Origin of the sequence: Catellatospora sp. NPDC049111 (assembly GCF_040648615.1) — a bacterium.
GTDB classification, from domain to species: Bacteria; Actinomycetota; Actinomycetes; order Mycobacteriales; family Micromonosporaceae; genus Catellatospora; species Catellatospora aurea.
In genome coordinates, this window is the sequence record NZ_JBEZEB010000029.1 from 42,758 (window position 1) to 58,415 (window position 15,658).

Sequence of the window (15,658 nt, forward strand, 5' to 3'; positions counted from 1 at the left end):
CACCCGAGGATCACCAACGTGAAGACCTATTCGGAGCTGTTCGCCGTCCGCGAGTTCCGCAACCTGTTCGTGGCCAACTGCGCCGGGATCGCCGCGCACACCACCTCCGCGCTCGCGCTGGGCTCGCTGACCCTCGCCGTGACCGGTTCGGCAGCGCTGACCGCGCTGAGCATGTTCGGCGCGCCGCTGGCCGGTGTGGTCGGCAGCTTCACCCTGCTGTCGGCCGCGGACAGCCTGCCGCCGCGTCGCGCGCTGACGATCGCGGCGCTGGTCGCGCTCGCCGGCACCGCGACCCAGACGATCCCCGGACTGCCGATCGGCGTCCGGCTCGCCGTCATCCTGCTCGTCGCCTACATCGGGTCGATCGTCGGCGGAGCCCGCTGGTCACTGCTCAACGCCATCCTGCCGCCCGGCGGCTACGTGCTGGCCCGCTCGACGATGAACGCCAGCGTCGGCGTCATGCAGATCGCCGGTTTCGGGACGGGCGGGCTCCTGCTGGTCTGGCTCACGCCGTACCAAGTGTTCGCCATCGCGACCGTGCTGCGGGCGCTGGCCGCCGCGACGACGTGGTTCGGGCTGCGGGAACGGCAGGCGCGGGCCGCTGACCGGGCCTCCACGGCCCGGACCATGCGGGTCAACCGGCAGCTGTGGGCCGATCGCGGATGCCGGGCGCTCTACCTCAACCTGTGGCTGCCCAGCGGGCTGGTCGTCGGCTGCGAGGCGCTGTTCCTGCCGTACGCCGGGGACCGCGCCGGATTCCTGTTCGCCGCCGGCGCGCTGGGCATGCTCACCGGTGACGTCGTGGTGGGGCGGTTCCTGTCTCCGGCCGCCCGCAGACGGTGCGTGCAGCCGCTGCGGTTCCTGCTTCCGCTGCCGTACCTCGCGTTCCTGCTGCACCCGGGCCTGCGGTGGGCGATGGTGCTCGCGCTGGTCGCCTCGGTCGGCTTCGCGGCGTCGCTGCCACTGCAGGAGTGGCTGCTCGACCGCTGCCCGCCAGACGCACACGGTCAGGTGCTCGGCCTGCAGCAGAACGGCATGATGACCGCGCAGGCGGTCTTCGCGGCCCTGGCGGGTGTGCTCGCCGACGTGCTGCCCACGCACCGGGCAGTGTCACTCATCGCCTTCCTGTCGCTGGCCGCGACGCTGCTACTCACCCGCGGTCTGCGGCATGCCCGTCCGACACAGCGGCAGGTCGTCACCATCGTGGCGCCCGCACCGGCCGGCACCTGACCCGGCCTGCCCAGGGCGCTCGACACGCCTCCGAGGCGGCTGCTCCGGCACCGCCTCGGAGGTCCGGTCGGATCACGCGAACGAGTCTCCGGGGTGTCCCGTGGCGGTGCTCGCCAGCGGGGCATGCCCTCGCAGCGCGAGCGCGGCCCGGTACGCCTGCAGGTAGCCCAACGCGGTCTGCTCGTCGCTGAAGTCGCGCACCACGTGCCTGCGGCAGGCGGTCGGGTCCAGCCGGGCCGCCGCACGCATCGCGTCCGGCAGCTGCCCGGCGTCGTCGCAGACGAACCCCGTGACGCCGTCGGCGACGACCTCGGGCACCGCGCCCGCGCGCAGCGCGACCACGGGCGTGCCGCAGACCATCGCCTCGATCATCACCATGCCGAACGGCTCCTCCCACTGCACGGGGAACAGCAGGCAGCGGGCGTTCGCCAGCAGTTCGCGCTTGCGGGTGGCGTCGGCGACGCCGATCATCTTGTCGTTCGGGCCGAGCAGCGGCTCCACCTGCTCGGTGTAGTACTTCTGCTCGGCCGGTTCGGCGCACTTGCCGGCGAGGATCAGCGGCAGTCCGGCCTCGTGGGCGGCGAGCACGGCGGTGTGCGCGCCCTTGTCGGGGCAGAACCGGCCCAGGAACAGGGCGTAGTCCTGTTTGGCGCGCTGGAACGGCCAGTCCCGGGGCCGCAGGCCGTTGTAGACGGTGCCGATCCAGTTGAGTTCCGGCGCGAGGGAGCGCTGCCTGCGGCTGATCGCCACCAGGGCCAGGTCGCGGCCCAGCGTCCGGTAGAAGCCGCGCAGTTCGGAGTCGACCGGGCCGTGCACGGTGGCGACCGTGGGCAGCCCGAGCGCGTGGTACGCGGGGGCGTTGAGGGGCCCGGCGAACGTGTGGTCGTGGACCACGTCGACCTCACCGGCCGCGGCGAGGCTCTCCACCACGCGTCGGGTGAGCGACGCGTAGATGATCTCGGGTCCGGGCTCGCCCAGCCGTTCGGGAACGGCCCGGTCCCATACCGGCCGGAAGTCCGCCTGGGTGCCGTCGCGGCCGGCGCCGATCAATGTGACGGTGTGCCCTAGTTCGACCAGCGCATTGGACAGGTCGGCCAGGACGGCTTCGATGCCCCCGTACGCGGCGGGCGGGATGTCGAAGTAGGGCGGCGCCACCATCGCGATCTTCAGTGGATCGGTGGGATCGGCCGTCGGGATGCTCTGCAGCTGCGGGAGTGATACGGGCGGTTTATCGCCCTCCACGAGTGTGTCTGTCACGCAGCGGCTGTATCCCGAATAACATGGATCATGCTTTTTGCCCTGATGTTTCACCCGGTCGTGTGGTTTGCCGGCCGGCCAAGGCGGAATTCCTCGATCAACTTTCGGGCGTGCGGATGGCCCTGATCGGCGAGCTCGTTCAACGGACCCACGTGTCCGGCGAAGGGCATGGACGCCACGATTATCCGAGCCATGTCGACACAGTAGTGGTGCCCAGGGCAGCGACCTCAGGGTGCGCCCGCGGGCCGAGGTCACCAGGCAATCGGGCCGTCGGCGTTGAAGAAACCGCCGGTGGGCCCGCCGGCGTCCAGCGTCGCGAACCGCAGCACTACCGCGGCCGCCTCGGCGGCGGTCCGGGTCGCGCCGGGCGACATGCCGGTCCGGGTGTACCCGGGATCGACCGCGTTCACCTTCACCGCGGTGCCGCGCAGCTCCGTGGCGAACTGGACGGTCAGCGCGTTGACCGCGGACTTCGACGACGGGTAGGCGGCCGCGTTCCACTCCGCCGGCCAGTTCGCCGAGCTGGTCAGGTTCAGCGACGCGGACCCCGACGACAGGTTGACGATCCGGCCGGCGCGCGCCGCCCGCAGCAGCGGCAGCATCGCCGTCGTCACGGCGAACACCCCGACCACGTTCGTCTCGAACGTGCGCCGGAACGCGTCGACCGGCAGGCGGCTCGGCGGCGCGTCGTCGACCGCGATGGCCGCGTTGTTGACCAGCACGTCCAGGTGTCCGTACCGTCTGCGGATCCATTCGGCGGCCGTGTGGATCGCCAGCTCGTCGGTGACGTCCAGTTCGACGTACTCGGCGGCCACACCGTCGGCGGCGAGCCGCTCCACCGCCGCCACGCCTTGGCCACGATCACGGGAGCCGATGATCGGCACATGTCCCGATCGGCCGAGCTGCCGGGCGACCTCCAAGCCGATGCCCCGATTCGCCCCGGTCACCAACGCCACCGAACTCTGCGCACCACTCACCTCGGTGATCTTAGTGCAATGTCCAACATGGATCATCGGGAGTTCTTCCGCGTACTCCATTGCCGGGATCGAGTCACGGCGTGCCGGTGGGTCAGAGTACGAGGTCGTCGAGGCTGACGGTGGCGGCCATGGCTTCGGCGCCGGCGTCGTTGAGGTGCATCCCGTCGCCGCTGTCCCACCCGGGACGGATGAAGTCGGGCGCGGCCGGGTCGGCGACGGCCGCGGCGGAGTCGAACACGCCGCCGAACACGTCGGATGTACGGATCCAGTCGTTGACCTGGCGTCGCAAGGCGAGCCCGTCCGGTGTGCCGATCTCGGCGGCCCCGAAGGGCCCGATGGTGGCGGCGAGGATCTTCAGCCCGGCGTCGTGGGCATGTGCGGCCAGCGCGGTGAAGCCGTCGATCAGGGCGTCGGCGGTGGGCATCGGCTCGTTCAGCATGCCGGGCAGGACGAGGTCGTTGATGCCGAAGTGGATCAGGACGTGGGTCAGTGCGGGAATCGACAGGGCATCGCGGTCGAAGCGTGCCAGCGCGTGCTCGCCGACCTCGTCGCGTAGCAGGCGATTGCCCGCGATCCCCTGGTTGACGATCCATCCTTGGCTGACGCGTCGGTTGAGGAAGTCGACGGAGCGGTGGTTCGCGCCGATCGTGGTGCCGACCCCTTCGAACCAGGAGTCGCCGAAGGCGACGGCGACCTTGGTGCCTTCCGGGGCCAGCACGTCGACGCCCGAGAGGTAGTACCGCGATTCCACGTCTTCGGCGTCGGGAAGCGTGGCGGCCGTGACCTGGTTGCCGGCGGCGATCCGCGCGGCTTCGGCGGGCTTGTGGGAGTAGGTGGCCGGCTCGGTCGTGCCGGGGAGGTAGAGGCTCAGGATCAGGTCGGTTCCCGCGGCGACAGCAAGGTCGATCTGGTCGCAGACGGCTTCTTCGCCTGCCGGGATGACGAACTGCTCGGCCGCGTCGAGGGTGAGGGTGGTCTGTTGCCCGTCGACGGCGACGGTCGCCGCGCCGACGGTCAGCGGGTCGCGGCCGTAGTGGTTGGTCAGGCGTACCCGGACGGCCTCTCCCCCGCCTGCCAGGTGCAGCACCTGCCGCACGGTCTGGTCGGCGAATCCACGAGGCTCGTTGAAATGCAGCTGCCCGTAGGGACTGATCACCGCGGTACGGAAACCGGCTGTCCAGATCATGGCCGCCCCCATTTCCGTGCCGCTGCCGCGGCTACCAGAAGGCATTTTTCGGGTGTTCTTCGCCGTCCAGGGTATTGCCGACCATGGCCGCGGCAGGCGCGGTCGACTCAGGTGCCTGTCCGTTTTCGGCTCATAGCCGAACTTCCGCAACGCTTGTCCGGGTCCGCTCCGGGCGTCGCAGGTGCACCACTGTCACATCCGGGCAGGCTGCCTGGTCTTCAGTGCATGACGCATTCATCCAGCGCCTCCGGCGCGGCTGTGCCGCAGACCTGCCTACCCGGGTGCTCGGGAGATCCACGCGGTCTCAGTCGGTGTCGAGCACGTGCTCGGACACCTGCTGGACGGTGGCCAGCTGTTGCGGGGTGAGCCGGTCGAAGAACAGGCGGCGGACCGTGTCGACGTGGCCGGGGGCGGCGGCGGTGATCGCACCGCGGCCGGCGTCGGTGAGCACCACGAAGGCGCCGCGGCCGTCGTCGGCGCACTCCTCGCGGTCGATCAGGCCGCGGCGCTGCATGCGGGTGAGGTGGTGCGACAGGCGGCTCTGCTCCCACTGCAGTTCGGTCTGCAGCTCGAAGGGCCGAAGCCGGCCCTCGGGGGTGTCGGTGAGCTGGACGAGCACGTCGTAGTCGGCCAGCGACAGACCCGAGTCGGCCTGGAGCTGGCGGTTGAGCTGCCCGATCAGCTGCCGCTGCAGGCGCAGGAAGCCCCGCCAGGTGCGCTGCTCGTCGTCGTCGAGCCATCTGGTGTCGGTCACGCCGCAACCCTATCCGTGATGGATGACACATCATGTACCAGCCTGGAAATGAATGATACGTCATGTAGGTTCTGACCCTGTGTGGATGACACGTCATCTACACCGTGACCGAGACTGACACCCCGGAGGAATCCCATGAGCACGACCACCACCGACCTGACCGCCCTGACCGGCACCTACACCATCGACCCCGCGCACACCCGCATCGGGTTCGTCGCCCGGCACGCGATGGTGACCAAGGTCCGCGGCGCGTTCAACGAGTTCGAAGGCGGTGCCTACCTCGACGGCGCGAACCCCGCCAACTCGTCGGCGAAGGTGACCATCAAGGCCGCCAGCATCGACACCCGCAACGCCCAGCGCGACGAGCACCTGCGCAGCAACGACTTCCTGGCCATGGAGCAGTTCCCGGAGATCACCTTCGTGTCCACCGGCATCCGCCAGACGTCCGGCACGGACTTCGAGGTGACCGGCGACCTGACCATCAAGGGCGTCACCAACTCGATCACGGTCCCCTTCACCTACGAGGGCGCGGCGACCGACCCGTTCGGCGCGGTGCGGGTCGGCTTCGAGGGCTCCGTGGCGATCAACCGCAAGGACTACGGCGTGACCTGGAACGCCGCCCTGGAGACCGGCGGTGTCCTGGTCAGCGACAAGATCGTGCTGGAGTTCGAGGTGTCGGCGGTCAAGAACAGCTGACGCCCTCAGGCCGCAGGCGTGCCCCGCACCGTCCGAGCCGCGCACAGCGCGAACACCGGATGCTGCGGGGCGCGGGCGGCCGATCGATTCCTCAACGCGGAGAAGGGAAAACGATGACCACCGGACCCGGCGAGCCCCGGGTGCTGATCGACAAGCAGCATCCCCAGGTGTATCGCGCACAACGCGACCTCGCCGCAGCGGTCCGGCAGGCCACCCGCGACGCCGGACTCGACCGGCTCCTCGTCGAACTGGTCAACATCCGCGTCTCCCAGCTCAACCGCTGCGCCTACTGCCTGAACATCCACGTCCGCGACACCCTGGCCGGCGGCGAGAGCCCCCAGCGCATCGCCGTCCTGCCCGCCTGGCACGACACGTCCCTGTTCACCGACAAGGAACGGGCCGCGCTGACCCTGGCGGAGTCGCTCACCACCCTGCCCGGCGACGGTGCGCAGGAGCGCCACTACGCCTTCGCCAGACAGCACCTGACCGACGACGAGATCTCGGCACTGAGCTGGGTGATCATCGCGATGAACGCCTTCAACCGGATCTCGATCGTCAGCCGACACCCCGTCAGCCCACAGGCGCCGACCGACCCGTCCCGCGACGGAGGCAGCCGGCCGACCGGAGAGGACCCGAAGTGATCACCGTCCGCGACAACCCCGCCGAGAACCGCTACGAGATCCACGACGGCGACCAGCTGGCCGGATTCTCGACCTACAAGCTGTCCGAAGGCGTCATCGCCTTCACCCACACCGAGGTCGATCCCGCGTTCAGCGGCCGCGGCCTGGCCAGGCAGCTCGTGATCGCCGAACTCGACGACGCCCGCCGGCGCGGGCTCGCCGTCCGCCCGTTCTGCCCGTACGTCCGGGAGATCATCCTGCGGCTCGCCGACACCTACCTGGACCTGGTCCCGGAGGAAGAGCGGGAGCGGTTCGGACTGGTGCCGGACGTCGTCTGACGGCGACCCGCCACCGCCTGGAATACCGGCGAGAGCGCCACGCCGGATCGAACCGCCGCCTGAGCCGACCGGCCCGGTCAGCCGCCCGTCTTCGACATCGGGGCGAGCTGCGCGACCAGGTCCGCGGCCGCGAGCCGGTCGACGCGGGCGGCGTCGAGTCCGCCGTGGTACAGCGCGTACACGCGGGCGGCGTCGGTCAGCTCGGCGTCACCGTGCAGCAGTGCCGCGAACGCGGCGGGTGCGGACTGCGCCGTCTCATCGTGCTCGGCCGGGCCGGCGTGAACCAGACGGGCGGCGAAGTCCACGGCGCGCTCGTACGGCTGTCGTTCGTATCCGCGGACGACGCCGTCGCGGACCAGCACGCGGTCCGCGCGAGCGGCGGCGTGCCAGCAGGCCAGCTCCCACATGCTGACCCGGAACCCGGCACCGAAGTACCGGTCGGCGGCCACGGCGAGCCGCCCCAGCTGAACCGAGTACCCGCCGACCTGGTGCCCGGAGCCGGAGGCGGTGAGCTTCGCGTCGAGCCAGCGGGTACGCCGCTCATACAGGTCCACCACCAGCGGGGTCGCGACCCTGTCCGCGCCGGTGAGGTCGAAGCGCTGCTCGACCCGCTGCGGCTGGAACGGGTCGCCCCCCGCCGCGAACGGCCCCCGCCGCCCGAGGGAGCCGCCCGGCGGGTTGGCCATGACACCGGCGAACGCGTCGGTCATCTGCTCGAACGCGATGTCGTTGTAGCTGAACACGACCATGACCAGGTAACGCACGCCTGCGCCGAGCAGCCGCGACACGTCCAGGTCGACGAACTCGCTGGCCCCGAGCGGGGCGGGTGCGGAGGTGAGGTCACCGGAGTGCACCGCGGCGCGGTCGCCGAACCGCAGCCGGGTGAAGTCGCACAGCCCGGCGAACTCGCCGTGCACGTCGTACATCGCCACGGACAGGTCGAGGTCGACGCGTACGCCCTCAGGCTCGGTCCAGTGCAGGAACAGCCGCACGACGTCGCCGTCGGGCAGCGGCTGGGTGCTGCCGCGGGGCAGGTCCAGCAGCGCGGTCGAGGCGGTGCGCGCGGCGAACGGCGCCAGGACGTCGGTCAGCCCGGTGTCGAGCAGTGCCGTCTCGACCCGAGGCAGCGCGGCGGCCCGGCGCAGCATCTCCTCGACGAGCAGCTGCTCCAGCTCGCCGCCGAGGTCGGCGGGCAGCCGGCGGCGGGTGTCGGCGGTGGTCCACAGCCGGGCCGCCGCACCCGCCGGGAAGAACAGCCGAGGGCGGGCGGGCTGAGTCGCGGCCCGGACCGCGCCGAGTGCGGCCAGCACGACACCCGGCGCGGCCTTCTCCGCTGCCTCGGCAACCGTGAGCAGGAACTCCGTCGTGTCGCCGCGGTGCCGGTGGGCGAGCATCGCCACGCGGCGCATCAGCTCGCCGGGCCGCTGCGCGAGCAGGGCGACGGCATGCTCGTCGTTGCCGTCACGCAGCGCGATCTCGACCTGGGAGCGCCACGTGCGGTAGCGCACCCGGCCGCGGTGGCGGTGCACGAGCCCGGCGTGCCGGCCGGCGGTGGCGGCGAGCACGGCGTCGAGCGGGGAGCCGGGTGTGGGCACGGTGCCGCGCAGCGCGGCGAAGGCCATCGCGGCGTCGGGGTGGCGGGCGGGCTCCTCGAACGGGTGCAGGTTCTCGGCCATCCGCAGCCAGGCGTCGCGGTGGCGGTGCAGGTCGTCGAGCAGCGCCACGGTCGGCAGGGTGTTCAGCCGCGCCAGCACCAGCCGGCGCAGGCGGCGCGGCAGGCTGGCGCGACGGGCCGGCGGCCGTCGCAGGCCCGCGTCGCCGCCGCTGTGCAGGTGCAGCAGCCGCAGCAGGTCGGTGGCGGTGGTGGCGTGCCGGTCCAGCAGCTGCGGGAGGCGGTCGGCCAGTGCCGGGTCGGTGAGCAGCCGGTGCAGGACGTGCGCGCGGGTCTCCCGGACCTCGATGACGTCGGGCAGCCAGGCCAGGTCGCGGTGTCCGGTGAAGTCGAGCATCGCGTCGAGTTCGGCGAGTTCCTGCTCGCGCAGCGGGGTGCGGCGGCACAGCATCGCGCTGACGGCGGCGTACACCTCGTCGTCGAGGTATTCGACCAGCTCAAGACGCACCGCGCGGCGAGGTGCGGCGGTCGGGTCCAGGGCCTGGTCGTGGGGCACGATGCCCGATGGCCGCCAGGTCGCCGCGTCCAGATGGGCGTCGGCCTCGTCGATGCGGCGGTGGCAGATGGGGCAGCCGGTGTAGTGGTCCAGGTCCCAGCAGGTCACGCAGACCAGGTGCCCGCACGGCGAAACCGGGCGGACCGTGCCCTGCTTGCCGCACAGCACGCAGGACAGCTCGTTGAACTGCAGGAGGTAGGCGAACATGCGCTGGACGAACAGGTCGTCGGTGCTCGCCGGGACCCGGGCGGGGAAGTTCTTGAACAGCGGCAGGTGCGGCACGTGCGCGCCGACCAGCGAGGCGAGCGCGGCGAGCAGGCCGTGGCCGAGGGTCGCCAGGCGGGGGGCCTGCTGGCGGGACAGGTACGCGTGCAGGCGCGGGCCGATCAGGTAGCCCAGGGCCAGCGCGTCGGCTTCCAGGGCCCGTACGCCCGCGGCGACGGGTGCGGGGGTGCCGCGCTCTTTGATCCTCTGCCGGTCGGCCAGCAGCCCCGGGGCCACCAGGCCGCGGCGCAGCAGCGCGAGCGCGACCGGATCGGTCTCGGCGAAGGCGGCACGGTTCGGCGGAGCCAGAGGCACGGTTTCTCCCGGCACGGACGCGGGCGGAGGTGAGGGCGGGGACGGAGATCGGACGCGCTAGAACCATTCAAAGGGAAGAGAAGGAAGCACGCCCAGGAGCCGCCCCCGCCGTCGAGCAATCTAGGGGTACGCGACCCGGCGCGACAACTCGATAAACAGCGGCGGGGCCCCGGCGGCCGACGAAAGATCTTGCGTTTATGGTGTGACGATGGCGTCGATCAAGAGTTCCCGGTCACCTTCGACGGCGCGGAGCCCATGCGCGTCGCCGTTTCTGGCGCGAGGCGCTCGGCTACGTCGCACCGCCGGCGCCCGAGGGCTACGACAGCTGGGAGGACTTCGATCGCACGCTGCCGCCGGAGCAGCAGGGCGCGTGGGCCGTCGCCCAGGATCCCACGGGCGAAGGCCCCCGGATGTAATTCCAGCGCGTTCCCAAGGGGAGACGCCATGAACAAAGAACCGATGCGCGGTGCCCGCGACGGCTGGCCCAGCATCCCTGAGATCACCGCCGGTGAAGCCGACATGGTGTCGGCGGACAGGACGGAAGGATCTTTCGGTTCCTCAGTCATGCCCACAGCATGCCGGACGTCACTATCAACGTCTCCCGCTCCGGCCATGTCATGCACGGTCCTCGATGGCTGGTCCACACCTCTCACGTTCCCGCAGCGGGCTCTGATCCCGCTTGCCTACGACTCGAGATCCGTGAAGCCGTAGGGGATGGCGTCCTCCTCACGAGGCCGCCGGCCGTCAAGCGTCACCAGATCGCCGCGCCCGACCACGTCGCCGCGCAGCGGCGGCACGCCGATCCGGTCCCAGTGCACGGTCACCGTGGTCCGGTCCTCGAGGTCCCCGACGAAAAGTTGATCAGACAGGCTGCCCTCGTCGGTCTCCTCGTCCTCTTCGAAGTCCCAGCCGACGGGCTCGCCCGGGCCGGTGAAGGTGACGTCCGGGTGGCCCTCGACGGAGATCGTCAGGTACGGATGCAGGTCGATCGACTCAAGCCGTGCACCGTGCTGATGGACGTCGAGTGTCAGCTCGGCGCCATACCAGCAGAGCAGGTAGAGGTTGACACCCTCGGCGAGCTCGGCCGCCAGGTCAGCCTTGATCTCGGCGAGGTCGCCCCGGATGTAGTGGGCGTCCTTGCGGGCACCGCCCGAAGACACCCGGAAGTTGAGATCGTAGAAGCTCTTGCGCGGCATGCGAGGCACATTAGCGACGTCCTGCGACACGCTGGCTCCTCCACCCAGCCCCGGCAACTGTTTGGTTTTGTCGGCCACTTACGGGTTCATCCGGCGTCGACACGACGACACACAGGTTGCTCGAGCCGGCGGCGTTACGCCGGCCTGGCACTGCCGTGCCCGATCTCGGGAGTCGTCCCGCTGATCTAGGTTGACCTGGTGGCTTCGAAACCCGTGACAACCGTCCTGTTCGACTTCGCTTGGACCCTGTTCGCCAGAGACCCTGACCGGTGGGTCGGCAGCGCCGCGGCGTTGATCGGCCGGGAGGTGGCCGCCGGTGAGGCTCAGCGCATCGCCGCGGAATTCGCCGAGTTGTTGCGGACAACGGCTACGGACCCTGCCCATATTGCCCGCGACTTGGACCCGCAGGTGTGGGACCGGGCGATTCCGGCTGTCGGCTCGTCAGGGCAGCCGGCTGAGGTGGTCGCCGTAGAACAGGCCCAGCGCGGCGGCCACCCCGGCGCCGGCGATGATCCAGAACCGGGTCACGATCGTGACCTCGTGCCAGCCCACCAGTTCGAAGTGGTGGTGCAGCGGCGACATTCGGAACACCCGCTTGCCGGTCGTCTTGAACGACGTGTACTGGATGATCCGCGACATGGTGATGGTCACGAACAGCGCGGCCAGGATCGGCAGCAGCAGCACGGTTCGGGTGGCGACCGCCTGCCCGGCGATGAGCCCGCCGAGCGCCATGGAACCGGTGTCGCCCATGATGATCCGGGCCGGTGACGTGTTCCACCACAGGAATCCGAGCAGCGCCCCGGCGGCGGCACCGGCGATCAGCGCCGTCTCCAGCGGGTCCCTGGTGTCGAAGCACAGCGCCGCCTGCGCCGCCGGATCGGCGCACCAGTGCCGGTACTGCCAGAACGAGATCAGCCCGTACGCGCCCAGCACGATGATCGACGTTCCGGTGGCCAGGCCGTCGAGCCCGTCGGTGAGGTTGACGGCGTTCGTGGAGGCCATGACGACCGCGATGAAGACGACCACGGCGCCGACCTGGCCCACCTCCAGCCAGCTGATCTCCCGGACGAACGACAACCGCGTGCCGGCCACCGACAGCCCGGCCGTACTCGGAAAGCCCAGCGCCACCACGCCGAATCCGGTGCCGATGATGAGCTGCAGCGCCAGCTTCCAGCGCCCGCTCAGACCGGCGGTGTTCTTCTTCGTGACCTTCAGGAAGTCGTCGACGAACCCGATGCCGCCGCAGAACACCATCAACCCGAGCAGGACGAACCCGGTCATCGTCGGCCCCGGCGGAACGATCTGCTCCGTCGGCAGCACGTTCATCACCAGGTGGCCGACGATGTAGGCCAGCACGGTGCCGACGATGAAGACCAGCCCGCCCATCGTCGGGGTGCCTCGTTTGACCTGGTGCGCGGCCGGATTGATGTCGCGGATCGGTTGACCGGCCCGCAGCCGGGCCAGCGCGCGAATGGCCAGCGGCGTGCACAGCAAAGCGAACACGAACGCCACGGCGGCAGCGACGACCGAGGAAATCATCGGGCAGTTACCTCCTGAGGGGACCAGGCAAGATCACTGAGCCGCCCAGTGTACGGATGCCCGCTCGCCGAGGCTGCCCCAGCGAAGACGCGAGGGAGGAAGCCGGTCCCGGCTGATCTTGCCCCCACAACGTCGTCCACCGCACCTAGACTCCCGCGACGTGACGTCATCTACCTCCCCGATCGAGGCGGCCTTCGCCCTGCTGCAGCAGGGCCGGCTGGCCCAAGCCGAAGAAATCATGGCGCGTGAGCTGCAGGCGGTCACGGCGACGCACGGCCACGGCAGCCAGGCCTGGGCCTCGGCCCAGTGCGACCTCGGCAACGTGCTGCTCAACGCCGACCAGGTCGGCCGTGCGATCGAGTGCTACCGCCAGGCGACCACCGCGTCCGCCGACGACCCGCAGTTGCGCAAGGACCACCTGACGTACCGGCTCAACCTGGGCCTGGCGCTGCGGATGGCCGGGCGGCTCGACGAGTCCGAGGAGGAGCTGCGCCGCGGCGCGCAGGACCGCATGGCTTTCTACGGCCGGGAGCACCCCGGGTACGCCTTCGGTCTCGAACCGCTGGCCGAACTGCTGCTCCAGCGCGGGGACCTGCGGCGGGCGCGCCAGGTCGTCGAGGAGACCGTCGACAACTTCTGGCGCAACGGCCATCCGCATGTGACGTCGGCGCTGGCGCTGCGCGCCGAGATCGTGGCGGCCGAAGCCACCGGCGAGCCGCTGTTCCCGCCGCTGGACCAGTTGCCTGACCAGCTCATCGAGCAGGTGGCGCAGTCGGTGCAGAGCCGGCACGGCCAGGGCGACCCGGAGATCTTCGCGGCCGTACTGAAGGTCCTGGTTCGTACGCTGGAGGCCCGGCTCGGCGAGGATCACCAGGCGACCCTCAACGTGCTGTCCATGCTCGCCAACAGCGGCCGCGACCGCGGCGACCAGGCCGGGCGCGTCGACGCGATCCAGCGGGTCCTGGCGTCCTACGACCGGCAGGGTTTGGCCGAGCAGGCGCTCATGGCGGCGCTCGGGCTGGCGATGGCGCAGAGCGAGGTGGGCGACGAGGACGGGGCGCTACGGACCTACGCGTCGGCGTACGCCCGGGCGGAGCGCATCGGCAGCCCGGAGCTGGCCAGCCAGGTGCTGCGCAACTGGGGCCTGGCGCTGCGGGAGGCCGGGCAGACGCACCTGGCCGAGCAGCGGCTCGGTGAGGCGGTGGCACAGGCCCGCCGCGGCCGCGACGGTGAGACCCTCGGCCGGGCCGATGTCGCCTTCGGCCTGTTCCTGCAGCATGAGGGTCGCCTGGAGCAGGCGCGGACCGTTCTGGAGGAAGGACTGTCCGCTCTGGACCCGGTGCATCCGGACGCGATGGTCGGCCGCAGCCACCTCGGTGCGGTCATGGACGGGCGCAGTTGCGGCTGCGGCGACATGCAGACCACGATCACGGACGCGTTCCGCGACTTCGTCGCCGGCAGGATGCCGGCCGACCTGCTCGCCCGCCTGGATGTCGCGATCGTCGACGGCGACTTCAAGATCGATGTCGAGCTGCGTCGCGAACCGACCCAGGACGAACTCGAACGCCTCAACGGCGTCGTCCAATCCGCTCACGCGGAGTTCCGCCGCCGCCTGACCAGCCCTAGGTACGCGGGCTGACCTGGGCTCGACGGTTTCGGACGGGAGGGGCCGTGCGCCGGCCGTTCAGGCAGGGCCGCAGCGGTCAGGAAGGTACGGTCCCTTACCATCAATGGTCGTGCTGTTCATGGTGGTGGAACGGTTTCGTGGCGGAGACGCCCGGCCGGTGTACGAGCGAGCACGTGATCGTGGACGCCTGCTCCCCGACGGACTGCGGTACGTCGACAGTTGGGTCGAAGCCAACCTCGGCCGCTGCTTCCAGCTCATGGAGTGCGACGACCTCACGTTGCTGACGGCCTGGATCGCGCAGTGGACCGACCTGGTCGAGTTCGAGGTGATCCCGGTGATCACCAGCAGTCAGGCGTCCGCAGTGGTCAACGCAGATCGACCGACGCCCGGGTCGGCGTGACGAACGGGGCGTCGGCGCGAGCCGATCTGCGTTGACTGCCCGGTTCAGGCCGAGTGGCGCCAGACGACGGGCGAGGGCAGCACGAGGCTGCGCGGCACGTCGGTGTCCCCGCTGATCTGGCGGTGGACGAGTTCGGCGGCGTGCCGGCCGATCTCGCGGGCGGGCTGGTGGACGGTCGACAGCGACGGCTGGGTGCGCGCCGCCCACGCGCTGTCGTCGAAGCCGACGACGCCGACGTCGCCGGGCACGTCCCGGCCCGCCTCGCGCAGCACCTGCATCGCCCCGGCCGCCACCGCGTCGGAGGCGGCGAACACTCCGTCGATGGCGGGTTCGCGTTCCAGCAGCTCGCGCATGCCGTTGACGCCGCCGAGGTAGTCGTAGTGCGGGACCTCGGCGACCAGGGCAGAGTCGAACCGGTCGCCCAGCGCCTGGCGGAACCCGTCGAGGCGGTCCCCGCCGGAGTCGCGGTTGAGGGCGCAGGCGATCATGCCGATCCGGCGCCGGCCGGTGGCGATCAGCCGTGAGGTGATCTCCCGGGCGGAGCCGACGTTGTCGATCCCGACGAACGGGATGGTGTTGGCCAGGTCGGGCGGGTGGCCGATGAACACCGCGGGCATGGCGATCTGCCCGATGAGTCTGGTGATCGGGTCGTAGGCGCGGGCGGAGACGATGATCGCCCCGTCGACGAAGCCGCCGGACAGGTAGCGGGCCACGCGCTCGGTGTCGCGGTCGGAGTCGATGACCAGGCTGACCATCTGGTAGCCGGCCAGCGACAGCACCGCGTTGGCGCCGAGCATGATCGCGCCGATGTTGGGGTCTTCCAGCAGGACCGCGTGCGGTTCCAGGGCCAGGAAGCCGACGGCTTCGGAGCGGCGGCGTTTGAGGTTGCGGGCGGCGGTGTTGGGCACGTAGCCGACCTCGGCGATGGCCGCCTCGATGGCGGTGCGGGCCTCCGGGGAGACGTATCCGCCGTTGAGCACCCGGTTCACCGTGCCGCGGGACACCCCCGCGGCTGCGGCGATGTCCTTCACCGTCGATCGCCGGGGCGCTCCGGAGGCTGTCACGACCGCCACTGTAAACGACGCTATTGA

The 15,658-nt window shown here is 70.7% G+C and carries 14 protein-coding genes; 6 read left to right on the plus strand and 8 right to left on the minus strand.

Annotation, left to right across the window (positions count from 1 at the left end; all coding sequences use genetic code 11):
* The first annotated feature begins 18 nt into the window (after positions 1–18).
* Positions 19–1,230: an MFS transporter gene (locus tag AB0B66_RS30125; RefSeq protein WP_360536277.1), complete on the plus strand. Its 1,212-nt coding sequence runs from the start codon at positions 19–21 to the stop codon at positions 1,228–1,230.
* A 72-nt stretch (positions 1,231–1,302) separates the two neighbouring features.
* Here the strand turns inward: AB0B66_RS30125 and AB0B66_RS30130 are convergent, their stop codons facing one another.
* From AB0B66_RS30130 to AB0B66_RS30145, 4 genes are all read right to left on the minus strand, one after another.
* A complete protein-coding gene (locus AB0B66_RS30130) occupies positions 1,303–2,487 on the minus strand; it encodes a glycosyltransferase family 4 protein (protein ID WP_360536279.1) in 1,185 nt (394 codons plus the stop codon).
* A gap of 251 nt (positions 2,488–2,738) precedes the next feature.
* Positions 2,739–3,464: an SDR family NAD(P)-dependent oxidoreductase gene (locus AB0B66_RS30135; RefSeq protein ID WP_360536280.1), complete on the minus strand. Its 726-nt coding sequence runs from the start codon at positions 3,462–3,464 to the stop codon at positions 2,739–2,741.
* Between the two features lie 91 nt (positions 3,465–3,555).
* Complete coding sequence (locus AB0B66_RS30140) at positions 3,556–4,650, minus strand: GDSL-type esterase/lipase family protein (RefSeq protein WP_360536282.1); 1,095 nt, start codon at positions 4,648–4,650, stop codon at positions 3,556–3,558.
* Between the two features lie 304 nt (positions 4,651–4,954).
* Positions 4,955–5,404 (minus strand): MarR family transcriptional regulator, encoded by a 450-nt coding sequence (locus AB0B66_RS30145; protein ID WP_360536284.1) that lies wholly within the window; start codon positions 5,402–5,404, stop codon positions 4,955–4,957.
* 135 nt (positions 5,405–5,539) lie between these two features.
* On the opposite strand from AB0B66_RS30145, the gene AB0B66_RS30150 reads away from it, so the two are divergent.
* From AB0B66_RS30150 to AB0B66_RS30160, 3 genes are all read left to right on the plus strand, one after another.
* Positions 5,540–6,100, plus strand: coding sequence for a YceI family protein (locus AB0B66_RS30150; RefSeq protein WP_360536286.1), 561 nt, complete (start codon positions 5,540–5,542; stop codon positions 6,098–6,100).
* Between the two features lie 113 nt (positions 6,101–6,213).
* Positions 6,214–6,741: a carboxymuconolactone decarboxylase family protein gene (locus AB0B66_RS30155; protein ID WP_360536288.1), complete on the plus strand. Its 528-nt coding sequence runs from the start codon at positions 6,214–6,216 to the stop codon at positions 6,739–6,741.
* Complete coding sequence (locus AB0B66_RS30160; protein WP_360536290.1) at positions 6,738–7,058, plus strand: N-acetyltransferase; 321 nt, start codon at positions 6,738–6,740, stop codon at positions 7,056–7,058. The genes AB0B66_RS30155 and AB0B66_RS30160 overlap by 4 nt, the downstream gene beginning before the upstream one ends.
* Positions 7,059–7,135: 77 nt before the next feature.
* Here AB0B66_RS30160 and AB0B66_RS30165 read toward each other — a convergent pair whose 3' ends face one another.
* The 3 genes from AB0B66_RS30165 to mraY form a co-directional block, all read right to left on the minus strand.
* Positions 7,136–9,805, minus strand: coding sequence for an MXAN_6230/SCO0854 family RING domain-containing protein (locus AB0B66_RS30165; RefSeq protein ID WP_360536292.1), 2,670 nt, complete (start codon positions 9,803–9,805; stop codon positions 7,136–7,138).
* 683 nt (positions 9,806–10,488) lie between these two features.
* Complete coding sequence (locus AB0B66_RS30170; protein ID WP_360536294.1) at positions 10,489–11,079, minus strand: hypothetical protein; 591 nt, start codon at positions 11,077–11,079, stop codon at positions 10,489–10,491.
* Positions 11,080–11,442: 363 nt separating this feature from the next.
* A complete protein-coding gene (gene mraY / locus AB0B66_RS30175) occupies positions 11,443–12,540 on the minus strand; it encodes a phospho-N-acetylmuramoyl-pentapeptide-transferase (protein WP_360536296.1) in 1,098 nt (365 codons plus the stop codon).
* A 160-nt stretch (positions 12,541–12,700) separates the two neighbouring features.
* On the opposite strand from mraY, the gene AB0B66_RS30180 reads away from it, so the two are divergent.
* Entirely contained in the window at positions 12,701–14,179 is a 1,479-nt protein-coding gene (locus AB0B66_RS30180; RefSeq protein WP_360536298.1) for a tetratricopeptide repeat protein, read from the plus strand.
* A gap of 106 nt (positions 14,180–14,285) precedes the next feature.
* Positions 14,286–14,567, plus strand: a complete 282-nt coding sequence (locus AB0B66_RS30185; RefSeq protein WP_360536356.1) for a DUF3303 family protein — start codon at positions 14,286–14,288, stop codon at positions 14,565–14,567.
* Between the two features lie 44 nt (positions 14,568–14,611).
* Here AB0B66_RS30185 and AB0B66_RS30190 read toward each other — a convergent pair whose 3' ends face one another.
* Positions 14,612–15,631: a LacI family DNA-binding transcriptional regulator gene (locus tag AB0B66_RS30190; protein WP_360536300.1), complete on the minus strand. Its 1,020-nt coding sequence runs from the start codon at positions 15,629–15,631 to the stop codon at positions 14,612–14,614.
* Positions 15,632–15,658: the final 27 nt, after the last annotated feature.